Annotated in this window: 15 protein-coding genes and 1 tRNA gene; 3 read left to right on the top strand and 13 right to left on the bottom strand. The window is 59.3% G+C overall.

Features of this window, described 5'->3' with window-relative positions:
• Positions 1 to 11: 11 nt before the first annotated feature.
• From CU048_10775 to CU048_10735, 9 genes are all read right to left on the bottom strand, one after another.
• The gene (locus CU048_10775; GenBank protein QBR71685.1) at positions 12 to 263 is read right to left on the bottom strand and encodes a formate dehydrogenase; all 252 of its coding nucleotides are present in this window, start codon (positions 261 to 263) and stop codon (positions 12 to 14) included.
• Positions 253 to 1,098: a sulfurtransferase FdhD gene (locus tag CU048_10770; protein ID QBR71684.1), complete on the bottom strand. Its 846-nt coding sequence runs from the start codon at positions 1,096 to 1,098 to the stop codon at positions 253 to 255. The genes CU048_10775 and CU048_10770 overlap by 11 nt, the downstream gene beginning before the upstream one ends.
• Positions 1,095 to 3,941 (bottom strand): formate dehydrogenase subunit alpha, encoded by a 2,847-nt coding sequence (locus CU048_10765; protein QBR71683.1) that lies wholly within the window; start codon positions 3,939 to 3,941, stop codon positions 1,095 to 1,097. The genes CU048_10770 and CU048_10765 overlap by 4 nt, the downstream gene beginning before the upstream one ends.
• A gap of 11 nt (positions 3,942 to 3,952) precedes the next feature.
• The gene (locus tag CU048_10760) at positions 3,953 to 5,503 is read right to left on the bottom strand and encodes a formate dehydrogenase (protein QBR71682.1); all 1,551 of its coding nucleotides are present in this window, start codon (positions 5,501 to 5,503) and stop codon (positions 3,953 to 3,955) included.
• Complete coding sequence (locus tag CU048_10755) at positions 5,500 to 5,976, bottom strand: formate dehydrogenase subunit gamma (protein ID QBR71681.1); 477 nt, start codon at positions 5,974 to 5,976, stop codon at positions 5,500 to 5,502. The genes CU048_10760 and CU048_10755 overlap by 4 nt, the downstream gene beginning before the upstream one ends.
• A gap of 124 nt (positions 5,977 to 6,100) precedes the next feature.
• Positions 6,101 to 7,000 (bottom strand): LysR family transcriptional regulator, encoded by a 900-nt coding sequence (locus CU048_10750; protein ID QBR71680.1) that lies wholly within the window; start codon positions 6,998 to 7,000, stop codon positions 6,101 to 6,103.
• Positions 6,997 to 8,505 carry a glucan 1,4-alpha-glucosidase gene (locus CU048_10745; protein QBR71679.1) on the bottom strand — a complete coding sequence of 503 codons (1,509 nt, stop codon included), beginning with the start codon at positions 8,503 to 8,505 and terminating at the stop codon, positions 6,997 to 6,999. Before CU048_10745 ends, CU048_10750 begins: the two co-directional genes overlap by 4 nt.
• Before the next feature lie 9 nt (positions 8,506 to 8,514).
• Positions 8,515 to 9,789 (bottom strand): beta-glucosidase, encoded by a 1,275-nt coding sequence (locus tag CU048_10740; protein QBR71678.1) that lies wholly within the window; start codon positions 9,787 to 9,789, stop codon positions 8,515 to 8,517.
• A gap of 28 nt (positions 9,790 to 9,817) precedes the next feature.
• Positions 9,818 to 11,623, bottom strand: coding sequence for a glycosyl transferase family 1 (locus tag CU048_10735; GenBank protein QBR71677.1), 1,806 nt, complete (start codon positions 11,621 to 11,623; stop codon positions 9,818 to 9,820).
• 107 nt (positions 11,624 to 11,730) lie between these two features.
• Here CU048_10735 and CU048_10730 point away from each other — a divergent pair, with 107 nt between their 5' ends.
• Positions 11,731 to 13,881: a beta-glucosidase gene (locus CU048_10730; GenBank protein ID QBR71676.1), complete on the top strand. Its 2,151-nt coding sequence runs from the start codon at positions 11,731 to 11,733 to the stop codon at positions 13,879 to 13,881.
• A 101-nt stretch (positions 13,882 to 13,982) separates the two neighbouring features.
• Here the strand turns inward: CU048_10730 and CU048_10725 are convergent, their stop codons facing one another.
• The 4 genes from CU048_10725 to CU048_10710 all read right to left on the bottom strand — a co-directional run bounded on the left by CU048_10725 (position 13,983) and on the right by CU048_10710 (position 16,111).
• Positions 13,983 to 14,495 carry an RNA polymerase subunit sigma-24 gene (locus CU048_10725; GenBank protein ID QBR71675.1) on the bottom strand — a complete coding sequence of 171 codons (513 nt, stop codon included), beginning with the start codon at positions 14,493 to 14,495 and terminating at the stop codon, positions 13,983 to 13,985.
• A 385-nt stretch (positions 14,496 to 14,880) separates the two neighbouring features.
• Positions 14,881 to 15,249 (bottom strand): hypothetical protein, encoded by a 369-nt coding sequence (locus CU048_10720; GenBank protein QBR71674.1) that lies wholly within the window; start codon positions 15,247 to 15,249, stop codon positions 14,881 to 14,883.
• Between the two features lie 51 nt (positions 15,250 to 15,300).
• A tRNA-Pro gene (locus tag CU048_10715) sits at positions 15,301 to 15,377 on the bottom strand.
• 365 nt (positions 15,378 to 15,742) lie between these two features.
• Positions 15,743 to 16,111, bottom strand: a complete 369-nt coding sequence (locus tag CU048_10710) for a hypothetical protein (protein ID QBR71673.1) — start codon at positions 16,109 to 16,111, stop codon at positions 15,743 to 15,745.
• A gap of 280 nt (positions 16,112 to 16,391) precedes the next feature.
• Here CU048_10710 and CU048_10705 point away from each other — a divergent pair, with 280 nt between their 5' ends.
• Positions 16,392 to 17,171: a short chain dehydrogenase gene (locus CU048_10705; protein QBR71672.1), complete on the top strand. Its 780-nt coding sequence runs from the start codon at positions 16,392 to 16,394 to the stop codon at positions 17,169 to 17,171.
• A gap of 148 nt (positions 17,172 to 17,319) precedes the next feature.
• Positions 17,320 to 18,240 carry a hypothetical protein gene (locus CU048_10700; protein ID QBR71671.1) on the top strand — a complete coding sequence of 307 codons (921 nt, stop codon included), beginning with the start codon at positions 17,320 to 17,322 and terminating at the stop codon, positions 18,238 to 18,240.
• Positions 18,241 to 18,279 lie beyond the last annotated feature (39 nt).

The raw sequence follows: 18,279 nt of genomic DNA, 5'->3' as shown, positions 1-18,279 counted from the left end.
ATGAGTCCGGCTTAAGCGGAATATTCGGCTGGATTGGCCTCTTCGCGGCGCAATTTTTCGAGGGCTTCCTTGGCCAGGGGATCGAGCCCCTCGCCGCCGTGAGTCAGGTGATCGTAGATCTTCTTGCGCATGGCGGGCGCCCAGAAATGGGAAATATGATTTGCGATCCCGGCCACCGCCTTGCCATGTTCCTGGGGCGCGAAGAATTTCCCAATCTGATTGGCCATATAGACAAGCTTCTTGGGCGATGTTTCATGCGACATGATGCTGGGCTCGATCAATAATGCGTTCATGATGGGTGAAAACTTCGAAATCCTGGCCACGGGCCACGGCGACAAGGGTAATGCCACACGCTTCCGCCAAGCGGACGCCGGCGGCGGTTGGAGCCGAAACGGCGGCGACGACCGGCGCTCCGAGCCGTGCCGCCTTTTGAATGAGTTCGATCGAGACCCGGCTGGTCAAAAGCACGAGACCATGCGCTGCTGGAAGACCGGCGCGGGCGAGCGCACCGATGAGCTTATCGAGCGCATTATGCCGTCCGACATCCTCTCGTAGCGCGAGCAGGCCCCGCGCTTGGGTCCAAAAGCCCGCCGCGTGAACGGCATGGGTCCGCTTATTGAGCTCTTGCGCCGAAGAAAGCGAACCCATCGCCTCCACAATGGCCTCGGAGCTAAAGCGGCTCGCATTTGTCACCATCGGCGCCGGGCGGGTGGCTTCTTCAAGACTTTCGATGCCACATAATCCACAACCGGTCGGCCCCGCCATGCTGCGGCGGCGCGCGGCATAGGATTTTGCGCGATTCTCCGGCAGCCAGAGTCTAACCTCGATCCCGATGGGCGTCGGGACAATTTCGACGCTCGCAATCTCATCGGGCGCGTCGATCAAACCCTCGGTCATGGCGAAGCCTACGGCGAAATCATCGAGATCGGCAGGCGTTGCCATCATGACAGCATGCGTCGTGCCGTTAACGGTAAAGGCGATCGCCCACTCTTCCGGCACCGCGCGAACCGAGGCTGTCATCCCGCCGCCGCACCAAGCGAGGCAGGAGACATCGACGGATGGCGGCGGCTGATTTTCGCCGACGAGGTCTTCTGTCATTCAGCGGCTTCGATGGTCTCAGCAATCCGCCGGCTCTGCTCGGCCTGTTCGCGGTAGCGTTCCTGCCAGTCGGTCGGTCCATTGGACGGCGAAATTTGCACGGCCGTAACCTTGAATTCCGGGCAATTGGTCGCCCAATCGGAGAACTCCGTCGTTACAACATTGGCCTGCGTATCGGGATGGTGAAAGGTCGTGTAGACGACGCCCGGCGCAACCCGATCGGTCACCAATGCGCGCAGCGTGGTCTCCCCGGCGCGGCTCGACAGTTTGACCCAATCGCCGTCTTTCACGCCGCGTTGCTCGGCATCATGCGGATGAATCTCCAGGCGATCCTCGGCATGCCAAGCCACATTCGCGGTGCGGCGTGTCTGCGCTCCGACATTATAATGACTGAGGATGCGGCCCGTCGTGAGCAACAGCGGATAGCGTGGGCCGGTCCGCTCGTCGGTCGGCACATATTCGGTCACGACGAACTTGCCCTTGCCGGACGCAAACCCGCCGATATGCATGATCGGTGTTCCCGAAGGGGCCGCCTCATTGCAGGGCCATTGCACGGAACCGACTTCTTCGAGCTTTGCAAAAGAGACCCCCGCGAAGCTCGGTGTGGTGGCCGCGATTTCGGCCATGATCTCGCTCGGATGGCTGTAATTCATCGGCACGCCCATGGCTTGGGCGAGCTTCACCGTGATTTCCCAATCGGCATAGCCGTTCTTCGGGCTCATCACCTTGCGAACAAGCTGGATGCGCCGTTCGGCGTTGGTGAACGTTCCATCCTTTTCGAGGAAGGTCGATCCGGGCAGGAAGATATGGGCGTAGTTCGCGGTCTCGTTGAGGAAGAGATCCTGGACGATGACGCATTCCATCGCGGCAAGACCGGCGGCGACATGATGGGTGTCGGGGTCGGATTGGAGGATATCCTCGCCCTGAATATAAATGCCCTTGAATGTGCCCTCGACCGCGGCGTCGAGCATGTTGGGAATGCGCAGGCCCGGCTCCTTGTCGAGCGGGACGCCCCAAAGTTTTTCATAGATCGAACGCGCCACATCGTCGGACACATGCCGATATCCGGCGAATTCATGCGGGAACGAACCCATGTCGCAGGCGCCCTGCACATTGTTCTGGCCGCGCAGCGGATTGACGCCGACGCCGCGCCGGCCGAGATTTCCGGTCGCGAGCGCGAGATTGGCGATGGCAAGCACCGTCGTCGAACCCTGGCTGTGCTCGGTGACGCCGAGCCCGTAATAGATCGCCGCATTGCCGCCGGTCGCATAGAGCCGCGCGGCCTTGCGGATGAGATCCGCCGAAACGCCGGTGAATTTCTCGACCGCCTCGGGGCTGTGGCGCGGTTCCGAAACGAATTCCGCCCAATCCTGGAATTCCGACCAATCGCAGCGCTCGCGCACGAACGCCTCATTGACCAGCCCCTCGGTCACAATGACATGGGCCAGCGCGGTCAAGACCGCGACATTGGTGCCAGGTTGCAGAGGCAGATGATAATCGGCCTGAATATGCGGGGTGCGGACAAGATCGATGCGGCGGGGATCGACAATGATCAGCTTTGCCCCTTCGCGCAGTCGCTTTTTCATCCGGGACGCAAAGACCGGATGGCCATCGGTCGGATTGGCGCCGATGATCAGGATCACATCGGAGTCATCGACCGAATCGAAATCCTGGGTTCCGGCGGAGGTCCCGAAGGCGGTCTTCAGCCCATAGCCGGTGGGGGAATGGCAGACCCGCGCGCAAGTATCGACATTGTTGTTGCCGAAGCCGGCACGGATCAGCTTCTGGATCAGATAAGTCTCTTCATTGGTGCAGCGTGAGGAGGTAATTCCGCCGACGGACTGCTTGCCGTAGGTCGCCTGGATGCGCTTGAATTCGGAAGCCGCATGGGCAAAGGCCTCATCCCAGGACACTTCCTTCCAAGGATCGCTGACCTTGGCGCGGATCATGGGCTTTAGAATCCGGTCCCGATGGGTGGCATAGCCCCAGGCAAAACGGCCCTTGACGCAGGAATGGCCGTGGTTGGCCTTGCCGTCCTTATAGGGAACCATGCGGACAAGTTCCTCGCCGCGCATTTCCGCCTTGAAGGTGCAGCCAACGCCGCAATAAGCGCATGTGGTCACGCGCGAATGTTCGGCTTGGCCGATATCGATCACCGATTTTTCGATCAGTGTCGCGGTCGGGCAGGCCTGAACGCAGGCGCCGCACGAGACGCATTCCGATTCCAAGAAAGGCTCCGCCTGACCCGGCGAGACCCGGCTCTCGAAGCCGCGGCCATCGATTGTCAGCGCAAAAGTCCCCTGCACTTCCTCGCAGGCACGGACGCAGCGATTACAGACAATGCACTTTGACGCATCATAGGTGAAGTAAGGGTTGGATTCGTCCTTTTTGTCGGCGAGATGATTGGCGCCTTCATATCCATAACGGACGTCGCGAAGCCCAACCGCCCCCGCCTCGGTTTGCAATTCGCAATTGCCGTTGGCGGCGCAGGTGAGGCAGTCGAGCGGATGATCGGAAATGTAAAGTTCCATCACGCCTTTGCGCAGAGACTTCAGGCGCTCGGTCTGGGTGCGCACGACCATGCCAGGCGCAACCGGCGTCGTGCAGGAGGCGGGCGTCCCGGCGCGGCCTTGGATTTCGACCAGACAGAGGCGGCAGGAGCCGAATGCCTCAAGCATGTCGGTCGCACAGAGCTTCGGGATCTTCGTGCCTACTTCCATCGCCGCGCGCATGATGGAAGTGCCTTCGGGCACACTCACCTCGATGCCGTCGATGCTCAGCGTGACGGTTTTTTCCGACCGCGCCGCGGGAGTTCCGTAATCGATCTCGGTGACAAGTGCCATGGCAGTCTTCCTTATTCAGCGGCGGCGAGGACGCGCGGCGCGAAATCTTCCCTGAAATGCCGAATAGCGCTCGTCACAGGATAGGGAGCGAACCCTCCGAGCGCGCAGAGTGAACCGAATTTCATCGTGTTGCAAAGGTCTTCGAGGAGCGCGATGTTCTCCGCCGGCTTGACACCGTTGAGCACATGATCGACGACCTCGACACCCCGGGTCGAGCCGATCCGGCAGGGGGTGCACTTGCCGCAACTCTCGATGGCGCAGAACTCCATTGCGAAACGGGCCATTTTCGCCATGTCGACCGTATCGTCGAAAATCACGATACCGCCGTGGCCGATCAAGCCGTCGCGTGCCGCAAACGCTTCGTAATCATAGGGCGTGTCGAACAGTGTGCGGGGAAAATAAGCCCCGAGCGGTCCGCCGCATTGCACGGCCCGCACCGGGCGCCCGCTGAGCGTGCCGCCGCCGATTGAATCCACGATCTCGCCGAGCGACAGCCCAAACGCGGTCTCGAAAAGTCCGCCATAGCGGACATTGCCCGCGATCTGGAGGGGCATCGTGCCGCGCGAACGTCCGAAACCGAAGCCGGCATAGAAATCCGCGCCCTTGTCGAGCACGGTCGGCACCGCCACGAGCGACAACACATTGTTGACGACGGTCGGCCGGGCAAACAGACCCTTATGCGCCGGTAGCGGCGGCTTGGCCCGCACGATTCCGCGCTTGCCTTCCAGGCTTTCAAGCAAGGCGGTCTCTTCACCGCAAACATAGGCGCCGGCGCCCATCCGCACTTCGAGTTCGAAGCTATAGGGAGAGCCCTTTATGTTAGGGCCGAGATAGCCAGCCTCGCGCGCAATCCGAATCGCCTCGGCAAAGGTCTTTCCTGCATGCGGATATTCCGAACGGCAGTAGATATAGCCCTTGGTCGCGCCGACCCCGATGGCGCAGATGGTCATCCCTTCGATCAGCGCGAAGGGATCGCCTTCCATGATCATGCGATCGGCGAATGTGCCGCTGTCGCCCTCATCGGCGTTGCAGACGACATAGCGGCGGTCGGCCACCGTATCGGCAACGGTCTTCCATTTGATGCCGGTCGGAAACCCCGCGCCGCCACGGCCGCGCAACCCGGACTTCGTGACCTCGGCGACAATTGTCGCCGGACCGATCTCGATGGCCCGGGCGAGGCCGCGCCAGCCGTCATGCTCCGCATAATCGGTGAGGGAAAGCGGATCGATAATGCCGCAGCGGGCGAAGGTAAGCCGTGTCTGGCGGGCCAGAAAAGGATGCTCTTCCGGCCGTCCGATCCGCAGGGCATGGGGTCCTCCCGCCAAGAAGCCGGCGTCGAAGAGAGAAACCACGTCGGAGGAGGATACCGGGCCATAGCCGATGCGGCCCTCGCCCGTCTCGACCTCGATCAAGGGTTCCAAAAAGAACATGCCGCGCGAGCCGGTGCGGATGATTTCGATCGAAAGACCGCGCGCGCGCGCCTCGGCCTCGAATTTTGCCACAAGCTTGTTGGCGCCAAGCGCCAGGGCCGTAACGTCTTTGGGAACGAAAATCCGGGTCATCGGCCGCGTACCTCTTCGATGGCCTCGGCCAGCTTTGCCTCATCCAGGCGCCCGATCGGCTCGCCATCCAAAAGTGCGGATGGGGACGTCGCGCACAGGCCAAGGCAGTAGACGGGCTCGACCGTCAATTCGCCGTCCCGCGTCGTTCCATGCCAACCGACCCCCAGCTTTGCGAGCGCTGATTCCGCCAAAGCCTCGCTGCCCATGCTCTGGCAGGCCTCGCCGCGGCAGAGCTTCAAGACATGGGAACCACAGGGATGGGCGCGAAAATCATGATAAAAAGAGACGACGCCATGAACTTCGGCCCGCGAAAGATTCAGCGCGTCGGCCACGAGCGGCACAGCGTCAGCGCTAACATGCCCAAATTCCTCCTGCAAAGCATGAAGGATCGGGAGCATGGGGCCTTCGAGCAAGGCATGTTCGGCAATTATCTCCCTGGCGCGCGCGGCATTCCAGGCGGAGGCCTCAGGCATGCGTTCCCCATTTGTTATTTATATTTCTTCTTAATTATGAGGCTTCGCCGCCCGAAGATCAATAAACCAGTCTCGTAAACTCATAGAAACTATCTATCAAAGCGCCGCAGCGGGCAATTGAGCGTTATAATTCCATATCAAAAATAGGCATCGCAAGTCTGCTGGCTTCAGCGACGAGAGCGCGCGTGAGCGGCGGAACCGGCTCCCGGTGCGGCGTGACGAGGCCCATCGTGTGAAATTCCCGTGGCTCAAGGATCGGGATCGACCGCAAAGGTTCGTCAATGCCAAGCAGATTGGCGAGCTTTTCCGGCACGATACACGCCCATCGGCCGGTCCGGACATGGGAAAACAACACCAGCATCGAGTTGGATTCGAGCGGCGGGGGTGGCCCGCCGGATTTGGCCAGCAGGCGGTCGATGATGCGGCGGTTCTGCATGTCCGGGGTCAATAGACAGAGCGGAATCTGGCCGACTTCCGCCCAAGTCACGCTCGCGCGGTCCCCGAGAGGGCTCTCAACCGAGGTGAGCAGCCGGTACTGCTCGCGATAGAGCGGCACCGTGTGGAGTTCGCCAAGCGGCTCATTGTCGAGATAGGTCAGCCCGGCATCGATCTGGAAATCGTCGATCATCGACAGGATTTCGCGCGATGTACATGACAGAACCGTGAACCGCACGTCCGGATGTTTCGCCCGGAATGGCGTCGTAAGATCCGCTACCATCGGCAAGGCCGTCGGCACCGCGGCGAGCTTCAAATGTCCGACGAGAGCGGTCTTGGAGGCATGGAGATCCTGGCGCATCGCGCGGGCATCGCTAACGATGCGCCGTGCCCATTCCAGAACCCGTTCGCCTTCCGCGGTTAGACCGTAAAAGCGCGAGCTTCGATTGACGAGCAACACCCCCAAAGTGTCTTCAAGCTGCTTGATCCCGGCCGACAAGGTTGGCTGAGTCACGCCGCAGCTTTCGGCGGCGCGGCTGAAGTTGCGCTCGCGCGCCAAGGCGATCAGAAATTCAAGTTTGTCGATCACAGCTCCGCGCCAATTTGTTGAAGCCCTTTTTCCCGCGCGCGCAGGGCGGCCTTCCGGCGCGCGAAGGCAGTGATAAAGGCGGCATGGCTCCAGGCCAGTGTCTTCGCCGAGGTCTGCACCCCGGTTGCCTGATCGAATTGCTCCGAGAGCTGGCCCGACTCCGGCGTATAGGCCGCGACCATTGCCATGAATTGATCGCCGCGCCGAAGCAGCGCATCGGCAAGATTTTTCCGATCTGCTGGATTTGCGGACCTCAAAGCGGCCTCCAGTCCACCGAGCCGGGATAGAACTTCCCGATTGTCCGGCGTCACCGAAAGTGGAGTTCCGGCCGCCACGGCTTCCGCCAAAGAAAAATAGAATTCGGCCGCGGCAAGCGTGGAAAAATAATAAGCGCCGCCGCTGAAATAATTGTCCCCTTCATAGCGCCCCAACGCCGGGGCTTGGTCTGCCGGACGCCCCCGGTTGATCGGGTAAATCGTTTCAAACAAGGCTTCGAGCTTGGCCAAGGTCGCCATGACCTTGGGATCGAGGAAGCTGTTCGCCCCTTCCTTCAGCCCTGCATGAATCACGGCGAGGATGGTTGCAAAATCCAGATCCTTACCCGGCACCCCGTTCACCACGTCGCGGCGGCTGACATAAAACCCTCTGACAGGATCCCAACACGCGTCGAGAAATCGGGCGATCTCTTCTGTTGCCGCCCGGAAGACCTGCGCCTCTTCGGCGTTGCCGCGCGCCTCCATCCATCTGGTCCCCTCCGAAAGGGCCGCGAAATTCACGAGATGGGTATAATAATGCTGGCCGAACTCTTCTTCCCAAATATCGAAACAGGGCTCGCGCCAGTGCCGGTAAACGAAACTGAGATCGGTCTCGATCAGCGCCTGAATCGAATCGCGCGTCGTGGAGTCGAATGCATCGAACGGCCGAAAACGCAGAAGCGCCAGCGCCCGTACCGCCGGACCATCATGTTGCGGACGCGACCATTTACTGATGTCAAGGGACGCGTCCGGATTGAAGCGCGGTTCGCCCAGGACATGATCGCCGGTGATACCGCGTAGGTCAGCATCGTCGCGCACGAATTGGAGAAAGGCCGGCTCTACATGTTGACGAAAATCCCCATGCAGGCGGAGAAACCTTTTGCCATCGAGCTGATTGAGCTGGTAGCTGAACGCGACAAAATCCTGGCAATGGACGAGACCCTCGTCTGGACGGTACTCCTCCTCGATCAAATGCCGCAAGGCATCGATGACGACCGCCGAATCGCGCAGCCAATGAAAGAAATAATCTGGATCTGGATCCCAGGACGCGCGTTCGGGCGAAGCGAGGATCGAGCCTTTGATCGGCCGGATCGTTTGGCCGAACCCCGCTCGCTCCTTGACCAGATGGGTTGCCGAAATGCAGCGCAGCATCGCAGCCGCGGAAAGCTGAAATTGGCGGTCCATCCAATCGGAGAGGCGATGGTCATCGCCGCCGGCAGGCCGGCACGTGCTCACTGACCCGGCCCCCATGCTCTGCTCCTAAACTAGATGTGGGCTTAAGAATCCGAGGCGCTTCAAACCGCTTTTTATATCGGGATCGGACATGAACAATTTCCACAACAGCCCGGATCGGTAGTTTTCGATCATGCTCACAATAGGCCCCTGGTCGATCGCAAGATAGGACTTTGCATACCAGTTGTCGCTCTCGCTGAAAGCATCGGTGAAGCCGAAGCGGCCCCAAATCCGGTCGCCTAGAACTTCGTAAAAATGGCGCATCGCACGCATTGCCTGTTTGGGGGCATAGGGAAAACTCGACAGCGCGGCAGTTGGCGAAATGACACCATCGTCATTGTCCGGCGCGTGCGCGCTATAGCCCGATGGATCGTCGCTCGCCGTCAAGCCCCAGCACGAGGGGCCATAGCCTTTGTAGTGGTTGGGGTTGCGAACGCAATGTTCGTAGTTGATCAAAGTATGCTGGACATTTTGTTCGAAATAATTCGCGTAATCATCGATCAATCCACGCGGATCGAGTCCGCAAAAGGAGAAATGGCAGAAGAACAAGGGGCCACCAAAATCCGGCCCAAGCGGAAGTTCGATGTCGTAATAACGCCGGCGGTTGATGAAGGTGCGGCTCTGCGCAAAGCCATTGTGATAAACACTTGGGGCGATCGGGTAGCGCGGCGACGCCGCGGAGAGCACATAAGTGATGAGGCATTCGTTCCACCCGCGAATGTCGTGGCCATTGGCCCAGCCATTGTTGGGACTCCAGTGCCAGGTCAGCACCTCGCGATCTTGCCGCGCGTGCCAGCTCCATTCCACGTCAAGCCACAACCAGGTGATCTGGTCGCGCAAGCTTTTTTCGGATTGGGTATCGGCATTGAAATATTGCCGCGCACATAAAAGCCCTTGAAACAAAAACCCGGTCTCGACGATATCGCCGCCATCGTCCTTGCGGCCAAACCGAATCGGCATCCCCGTGCGGCCGTTCATGTAATGGGGAAAAACACCGTGGTAGCAGGGCGCCCGCTCCAGGAAGCCGAGCATGAGGGCAAGTCGGGCGCCAGCTTCCTCCCGCGAAACCCAGCCGCGCTCGGCCGCGACGATGATCGCCATCACCGCAAAGCCGGAGCCGCCGATGCTGACGAGATCGTCATCGGCGTCGGCCACAAGCCCGGTGCGGTCACGCGCGAGGCCACAGACCGGATGCGCGCCCTCCCAAAAATAACGGAAGGTTTGACGCTGGACGAGGTTAATGAGCGCCTCATCCGACAAGTTCGCATGCGGCTTGGTTTTTTCTGAAAGGGAGGCCGGCATTGGAAGGATAATTCCTGGTTATAAAGCGTCAGACCACTGTAGCTTTTTGTTTGGCTGGCTCCCCGGACGTCGAATTGCTGGCGCAAGGTGCCAAGCGCTGACCTTCCGGATCCGCTATGAGGTGGAGAATACGCGTATAAAAGCCACCATGCGTATCCGCCCGGCCGATATTGACAATCGCCGCATCCGCCAATTCCTGGCCAAAAATATCAAAGACCAGGGAACGCGTATCGTCATCCAGATGATCAATGGCTTCGTCCAGAATCACCCAGCGCGGTTTGTGCAGCAAGAGCCGCGCGAAGGCGAGCCTTTGTTGCTCATCGCCGGTCAGTTCGCGGTCCCAGCGGGCGATACGGTCAAGCTGCGGTGACAAATTCTCAAGCCCCAACCGTTCCAGCGCGGCCTTAAAATCCTGCTCCGCGAATTGGGTTGCAGGTGCCGGATAGGCGAGTGCGCCGCGCAAAGTGCCGGGCGGGATATAATGGCGCTGCGAAATAAACATCATGGTTTGCACGGGCGGCAGCAAAATGCGTCCGCTTCCCCAAGGCCATAGTCCCGCAATCGCGCTAAAGAAACTGGTCTTTCCGCCCCGCGGTTTGCCAATGATCAAAATGCGCTCGCCCGGATTGACCAGAACCCGCTTCTCGCTGAGCATTGTGCAGCCGGCCGGCGAGGCAATCCCCACATCGTCGAAGGCGAGCCTGTCGTCGGCCGTGGGCACAAGCTCGATCTGGTTCGACTCCCGGCCGAGCCTGTCCATCTCAACCAAGGCCAGCCGGAAACTTGAGACGCGCAAGAGCGTCGCCCGCCAATCGGCAATTTGACTGAAATTGTCGACGAACCAACGCAGCGCCTGCTGGACCTGATTGAAAGCCCCGACCGCCACCATCAAACCGCCGAGCGACATGTGGTTGAAGAAATAGCCGGGCGCCGCAACGATGAAGGGGGCCACGATGGCAAACCATCCGTAGCCCGCAGTCACCCAGGTCAATTGCGTGACGCCGCTGACTAGCCGCCGCATCATCAAAAGGACCTGATCGAGCTCGCGCTGCAAATGGTCCTTTTCGTCCTTCTCTCCCCCATAGAGCGCAATGGACTCGGTGCGTTCATTGACTCGCACCAGCGCGAAACGCAGATCGGCTTCGCGCGCATAACGTTCGGCATTCAAGTCGATGAGCGGACGACCGACCCGCCAGCTTACAACGGAGGCAATTCCGGCATAGATCAGCGCGCACCACACCATGTATCCGGGAATGGTAAAGCCCATTCCATCGATGGAAAAGCTTATGGTTTCCGAAATGCTCCATAAAACGGTGACAAAACTCCCGAGAAGAATCGTCGCCTGGAGCAAGCCAACTCCGAGATCCGTCGAGAGATCCACCAGGTGACGGGCATCCTCGTGAATGCGTTGGTCCGGATTCACGCCGATTTCGCCGGCGCCGGAAAGCCGGAACGCGCGCTTGGGCGTCAGCCATTGATCGAAGAGATCCCGCGAAAGCCCTTCGCGCAGCTTCAATTTGCTCATTTCGCGGAGCCAGGCCTGCGCGACGTTTAAAACCAGGAGAACGCCGGCAATAATTGCAAACACCACGAGCTGATAGGAGAATTCGGCAAAATCCTTGCGCGAGAGCGCATTATAAAACGGCTTGTTCCAGGCGTTGAGTTTGATTTGGCCAAACGCGGTCAATGAGACGACAACAACAATTGCAATGCCGAGGGCGATGATTGCGTTACGGGCGGGCGAATCGAGAAAGGTCCGAGCCATCATCTGCAGCTGCAGCACGAGCTTTTCGGCTGCCGGCTTTGGTTCGGATTTTTTAACGGGATCTGCCATTTGCCTTTGGTTCCATTTCCCTACCAACGTCCATAGCATAAGGGTTAGTTTAGCGAAGATAGCGCCATAAGGCACCGGGCGCACCCTCATAGGACCAGGTCGCGCCGATGAAAAGGATCGATAAACTCCTCGCGGCGATGACCATCGACGAAAAAATCGGTCAACTCAATATGGTCGCGGCCGGATATGCCATTACTGGACCGGTGCTGGCGGGCGACGTGACCAAGGGCGTTGCGGCCGGGACGATTGGGAGCATACTAAACCTTTGGGGTGCGCAAGACGTTTTCGCGATCCAAAAAATCGCGGTGGAAAAGAGCCGGCTTGGGATTCCGCTGCTGTTTGGCTTCGATGTGCTGCATGGTCATAAAACGATCTTTCCCATTCCACTTGCCGAAGCGGCTTCGTTTGAGCCATCATTATGGGAACGCAGCGCCCGTGAAGCAGCGATTGAGGCAGCAGAAGACGGCCTAAACCTGATCTTCGCACCCATGATCGATATTGCGCGGGATCCGCGCTGGGGCCGCATCGCCGAGGGACCGGGCGAAGATCCCCTCATTGCCTCGCTGTTTGCCGCGGCCAAGGTCCGCGGCTTCCAGGCAACGGACTTACCCGACGGTTTGGCCCGCGCCGACGCCGTGGCCGCCACGGCCAAGCATGTTTGCGCCTATGGCGCCGCCCTCGCCGGGCGCGATTATGCTTCGGCGGATGTCTCCGAACGGATGTTGCGCGAAATTTATATGCCACCTTTTGCCGCCGCGGTCGAAGCCGGCTGTGCCGCGATCATGCCGGCTTTCAACGACGTGAACGGCATTCCGATGACCGCGCATATCCCGCTGCTCCGCGACTGGCTGCGCCAAGAGCTGGGCTTCCAAGGCATCGTCGTCAGCGATTATAATGCGATCAGCGAACTGCTGCGCCACGGGGTTGTGGCCGATATCGCCGAGGCCGCCGCCGCGGCGCTTACGGCCGAAGTCGACATCGACATGATGGGCGGTGCCTACAGCCGGGGTTTGCCCCCGGCCATCGCGCGCGGTCTCGTCTCGATCGACCAAATCGATACGGCGGTACGCCGTGTACTGGAGTTGAAGGAGCGCCTCGGTCTTTTCGCTGACCCCTATCGGCGCGGCTCCGCAAAGACCGTCGATCCAAGTGTCCTAAAAGCCCGGCTTGAGTTTGCCCGCGATATCGCCCGACGCTGCATTGTTCTTCTTTCCAATCGCGACATTTTGCCGATTTCTCCACAGGTGCGGCGCATCGCCCTTGTCGGGCCTCTCGCGGACGCATCGGCGCAAATGTGCGGCCCCTGGACCGCCGCCGGCGCCGTTTCCAATTCCGTTTCGATCCGCGAAGGGCTTGCCGGCGCGCTGCCCGGCATCGAAATCGTCTATGCGCCGGGCGTTTCGATCGCCGAGCCGGATACGACCAGCATTGCCGCCGCCTGCGAGCTTTGCCGTGGCGCCGATCTGATCCTGTTAAGTCTTGGCGAAGCTGCGGCGATGAGCGGCGAAGCCGCGAGCCGGGCGAACCCCGATTTGCCGGGAGCCCAGAGCGCTCTGGCGCAAGCCATGTTCGACTTGGGCAAACCGGTTGTCGCTCTGATTTCTTCAGGCCGTCCGCTGATGATCCCGGACATTGTTGAACGAGCGGGGGCCGTCGTCGCAACCTGGTTTCTCGGGGCACAAGCGGGCCATGCCATCGCCGACGTGCTGACCGGCAAATTCAATCCGACCGGCCGGCTTCCCGTCACCTGGCCGCGCAGTGTCGGCCAAGTGCCGATTTATTTCGCCGTGCGTCCGTCCGGGCGGCCGGCCAATCCGGACGATCCCTACACCAGCAAATATCTCGACATGCCGGTCGAGCCGCAATTTTGGTTCGGACATGGCCTCGGTTACAGCCGTTTTACGATCGCCAATCCGCGGGCGAGCACGAAAGAATTCCGGCGGGGCGATCAATTCACCGTCGAAGCCGACGTCACCAACGAAAGCGCGGTTGCGGGCGAGCAGACGGTGTTCATGTTTTCGCGAGATATGGTGGCAAGCGTGGCACCGCCGCTCCTTGAACTCAAGGGTGTCGCCAAAATCGCGCTGGGGCCGGGAGAAGCCGGAACCGTCCGCTTTCTCCTTTCCGGCGCTGAACTTTGTTTTTTGGGGGCAGACCTAAAGCCTGTTCTGGAACCGGGGGAGTTTCAAATTCTCGTCGGACCCAGCGCCGATCCTGGCGGCCTGCTTTCGATCAGCGTCTGGGCTTTGCCCGGCTGAACGCGTTCCACCCAAAATGCAGCACCAAAACAGAAGGGGAGGGCACCTCACGGCGCCCTCCCCCTCTGTCTTATGCGAGGCGACTCGACCTCAGGACCGGTTCAAGCGTCCAATCCGCGACCAACCTGGCCGCGCACATGGCTCCACGCCCGGACCATGTAGCGGTCGATCGTGCGAACCGACAGGCCCAGCCGTTCCCCGATCTCGGCATAGGTCAGACCATCGATCCGGTTCAGCAAAAAGGCCGCGCGGCAGAGTGGCGGAAGTTCCGCAAGCGCGGCTTGCAGCCGCCGCAGTTCCATCGCGCCTTCGCTCGCCGCTTCAGGACTTCCGGAATTTCCGGACAGTTGTTCGAGATCGATATTGTCGCCCGCATAGCGCGATCTGATCTTGGTCTTGCGCGTCAAATCCACAGCGAGATTGGCGGCAATGCGAAACAGATAGGCACGCGGATGTTCAAGGGTGGCCGCGGCGCCGCGTTGCAGCAAATGGAGGTAGGTGTCTTGCACGACATCCTCCGCTTCCTGGCGCCCGACCCGACGCCGGGCAAACCCCTGCAATTCATGAGCATGGGCCTGATAGAGGCCCGCGAGTACACCGTCAGAGGCGGACATGAACTGCCTCCGGGGGTTGAGGACGATGCGAAAACCAGGTGCAAATCAGGGCAAACGCCGAGGCGGCGATGCCGATGTCGAAATGGAACATGAGTTGACCTCAAACGAGGACCGGGGGCCGCAAAGGCTCACGCCGGCCAAGCAAACGAAAAAGCGCTCGTACACGGACGCTCCCTCATGGGGGCGCCGACGCCGCACGTGCCGTTTTGAGATCGAGGCTCTGGGTCCCGGCCCGATTTACCCGTTCCTGCGCCTGGACCGGAGAGCTTTGCCGCACGAGTTGGCGGCAAGCGCTGCGGGGTTGCGCGACAAGGACAGGGAAATCACGCCAATAGCGATTGGACCGCTGAGGGGAGCCGGAATAAACCGGGCAGCGTGGGCGCGATCAGAGGCTGATCGGAGGGCCGCGCGCGGTAAAATAATATTTGAGCGGCGGCCGGGCAGACAGCCCTGGTGCCGGCGCAAATTCGAAGGCGGAAGCGACGCGGGGCACGAAAAACGTGAGCGTCGAAACCGAGGCAACATAGGCGCCGCCAACGGCGGCGCAGGCGAGGATGCAGCAAAGACCGTGATGACGCGCAGGATCTCCGCCGGGCGTTCCGGCTCCATCGATGGCGCAACTGATGCCGCCGGGGAAGTCGAGCGCTGCGGCCGGCGCCGAGGCAGCGAGAAAGCCCTGCAGCAAAAGCGCGTAGAGCGCGATCGCACTAATGGCGACGCGTCTTGCGAGCGATCCCTGCCGAAACCTCCCCATCCCCTGAGCCCCCCAATGGGATGCTGCTTACGCAATCTCTATTAATAACAATGGTCGGAGTGAGAGGATTCGAACCTCCGACCCCCTCGTCCCGAACGAGGTGCGCTACCAGGCTGCGCTACACTCCGATGTGACGCCGAACCTTTTGCTCGCCGCACCTTGCCGACACGATCTTATAGCGGTGGCTGCTCGTGCCCGCAAGAGCCGTCAGCTTGATGCATCTCGAGCTGTGTCTTTAGTATCACTAGATCACGATGATTTTGGATTGACTCAATCCAAAATCATCGTGATCGATTCCAAAAGCTTAGAGCGGGATGCCGACGGAAAACCGGTTTCCACTTTTCCTCATCCCGCTCTAAGATGCCTCAATATGCCGGGGGCACATTCACCGCCACAAGTGAAAGCAACCGTCTTCAAGGCTTCGAGAGCCTGAAACCAGTCCGATAGCGCGGCTCCCCGTTCTTAAAGCAAATCTCAGTTCGGTATCTTAGGCTTATGACTCAGGCTCCTGACCGGTCGAAGCCGGGTCCGCCTTTGCGTCGTCAACGATGGGAAAATTGTCGAGGGACTCAGGGGCCGTTCTCTCGGCTTCTTCGGAAGCGGGGCCCGGTTCGTTAAGTTCGGCTTCGCCGGCGGTCTCGCCCTCGGGCGCGCTATCCGAGGACGCGAGTTCATCCCGGAGCGTCACGACGGTCAAAACTTCGTCCTGTGCCGCGACGACTATTTCTTTTTCCTCGACCCAATCGTCGTTTTGGGAGACATCGATCCCGTGCTCTTCGATTTCCTGTTCCAGCCGATCAGGCGGGGCCGCGTCGCTTTGAGGCGTACCAAAAATCTTTTTGACGAAACTCAAAAGGCCCATCGCCTACTCCTCCCTCAGGTTTTTTGCATTATTGTTCTTCGCAAAGTCCCGTTCTTGTTATGCAACGCTGCACGGTCGTTGTTCGCCGCGCGATCCGTTTGAAGAACCTTAACAAAACGGTGAAGAAACACCATCAAATTGATTTGCTACGCCATGAGCCGCGAAAGTTGTCCTCATCTTTGCGATAAGATGATGCAAAATCATATGATTGGGGGGCGTCAGATTCGCTGCGTGGGGCGCGACGGGCGGGCGTTCCCGTGCACGCTTGGGGAACGAGGGTATGATCAGCGGATCAGGTTTGGGGGTGAGACCGGGCGCGGCGCTTGTAACCGGGGCGGCAAAGCGAATCGGACTGCGGATTGCTGAACGTCTCGCCCTAGCCGGCTATCCTGTTGTTTTGCACTGCAGCGAGGCCTCGCGCGCGCAGGCCGAAACGGCGGCGGCGGCGATGACGCTGCAAGGATGCAAGGTTTCGGTGTTGGCGCTCGATCTAAGCGATCCCGCAGCGCTTACCCGAATGACCCGCGAAGCGAGCGCGCTTTTTGGGCCGCTGACTCTGCTCGTCAACAATGCCGCGCTCTTCGAGGCCGACGACGCGATCTCGTTCGATCTGGAGCGATGGGACCGGCATTTTTCGATCAATCTCAAAGCGCCAGCTGTTCTCTCCCGCGACTTTGCCTGCCAATTGCCAGCAGGAACCGAGGGCGCAATCGTCAACATCATCGATCAGAGAGTGTTTCGGCCGACGCCCCAATTCTTCACCTATAGCCTGAGCAAGGCGGCGCTCTGGGCGGCGACCCGAACGATGGCGCAAGCTTTTGCCCCGCTCGGCATCCGCGTGAATGGGGTTGGACCGGGACCGGTCTCGCCGAATTTCAACCAAGGCGAAGCTGGATTTGCGCAGGAAGTCGCGGGAGTACCGCTCGGGCGCGCAATTGCCCCCGACGACATTGCCGACGCGGTGCTTTATCTTGCCACCGCCCGCAATGTCACCGGCCAGATGATCGCCGTCGACGCCGGACAGCATCTCGCCTGGCAAACGCCGGACGTCGTGCCTTGAAGCAGGTACTTATGGCGCAAACACCAAAAGCCGTTTAGCGGGCTCTTACTCACATCTCCGAAAGGAGGCGTAAAGCAAAGTGGGCCGCGGGGTGTGCATTATTCATTAACAGTTGCGACTTTCACAAAGGGAAGTCAGTATTCGTCCAATGCAGCACATTGATCGCCAAATTTCAATTTGGGCTGGCTGGATTGCCGCGCCAGCTATCGGCATCATAATGATGGCCGCCCCAAATTATCTTAGATTACAACCGCCGTTATCCGGTGTTTTGTTTTGGGGCGGCATCGCTGTCTTCCTCGTGACAATTGTTGTAGTAGCTAGCCTTTCTATCCACGATGAAAGGAAACGACCAAAAGTGATGTGGCCTATTATCACGATGGCAATCGGCCTTATGATATTTTGTGGGGGCGCTGCTTGGTATTTTTGGTCACCCACGCAAGACGCGCCGCAGCGTGACGCCTCCGATGCAATATTTGAGATTGGCGGCGCAAAACATACCACAGTTGAGAACAATAGAATAGTTGGCGACGTTGGAAATAGAAAAGCATTTAATATTCAAGGTAAGGAAACGACAATAGTTCGAGGAAACGAGGTTATTGATAAAGTACCAGAGCCAAAAGCACAGCAAAATATAGAATTTATTGGTGTTTCAAATACAGAATTAAAAAAAGCTATCGCAGAATTTACTGGCCGTATGAGGCAATTTGAAACGATCCATGATAAAAAACGTTCTGACCTTTTTTCGCGTTCGAAACCATCCGACACTAGAAGCGCTGAGCAAATTAAACAGGATTCCGACGCAACTATTTCGGAATACGGAAAACTAATAATCGAAAAAAAACATGAATTTGATACTAATTTAGCACCGCGAGCCCGCGCCATCGAAGGCGAAATATTATGGCGGCTGCAATTGTCTGGAGTATCCAAAGTGGAATGGCCGAATGATTTTACCCATCGGACAATTTCCATTGGTTACAAACAATTTCAGTTCGATAGTTTAGCGGGGGCAAGTCCGGTTGCAAATATCGCTGATTATTTGGACTATCTGGCGAGTCTGCTTCACGACTAAGCGGCGCCGGCATTGCTGGCGGAGCCCCACGCAAGTGAG

The sequence above is a fragment of the Beijerinckiaceae bacterium genome (assembly GCA_004564215.1).
Taxonomy (GTDB): domain Bacteria; phylum Pseudomonadota; class Alphaproteobacteria; order Rhizobiales; family Beijerinckiaceae; genus Methylocapsa.
Note: the sequence above shows the minus strand (reverse complement) of the source record. Positions and strands in the feature narration are given on the sequence as shown.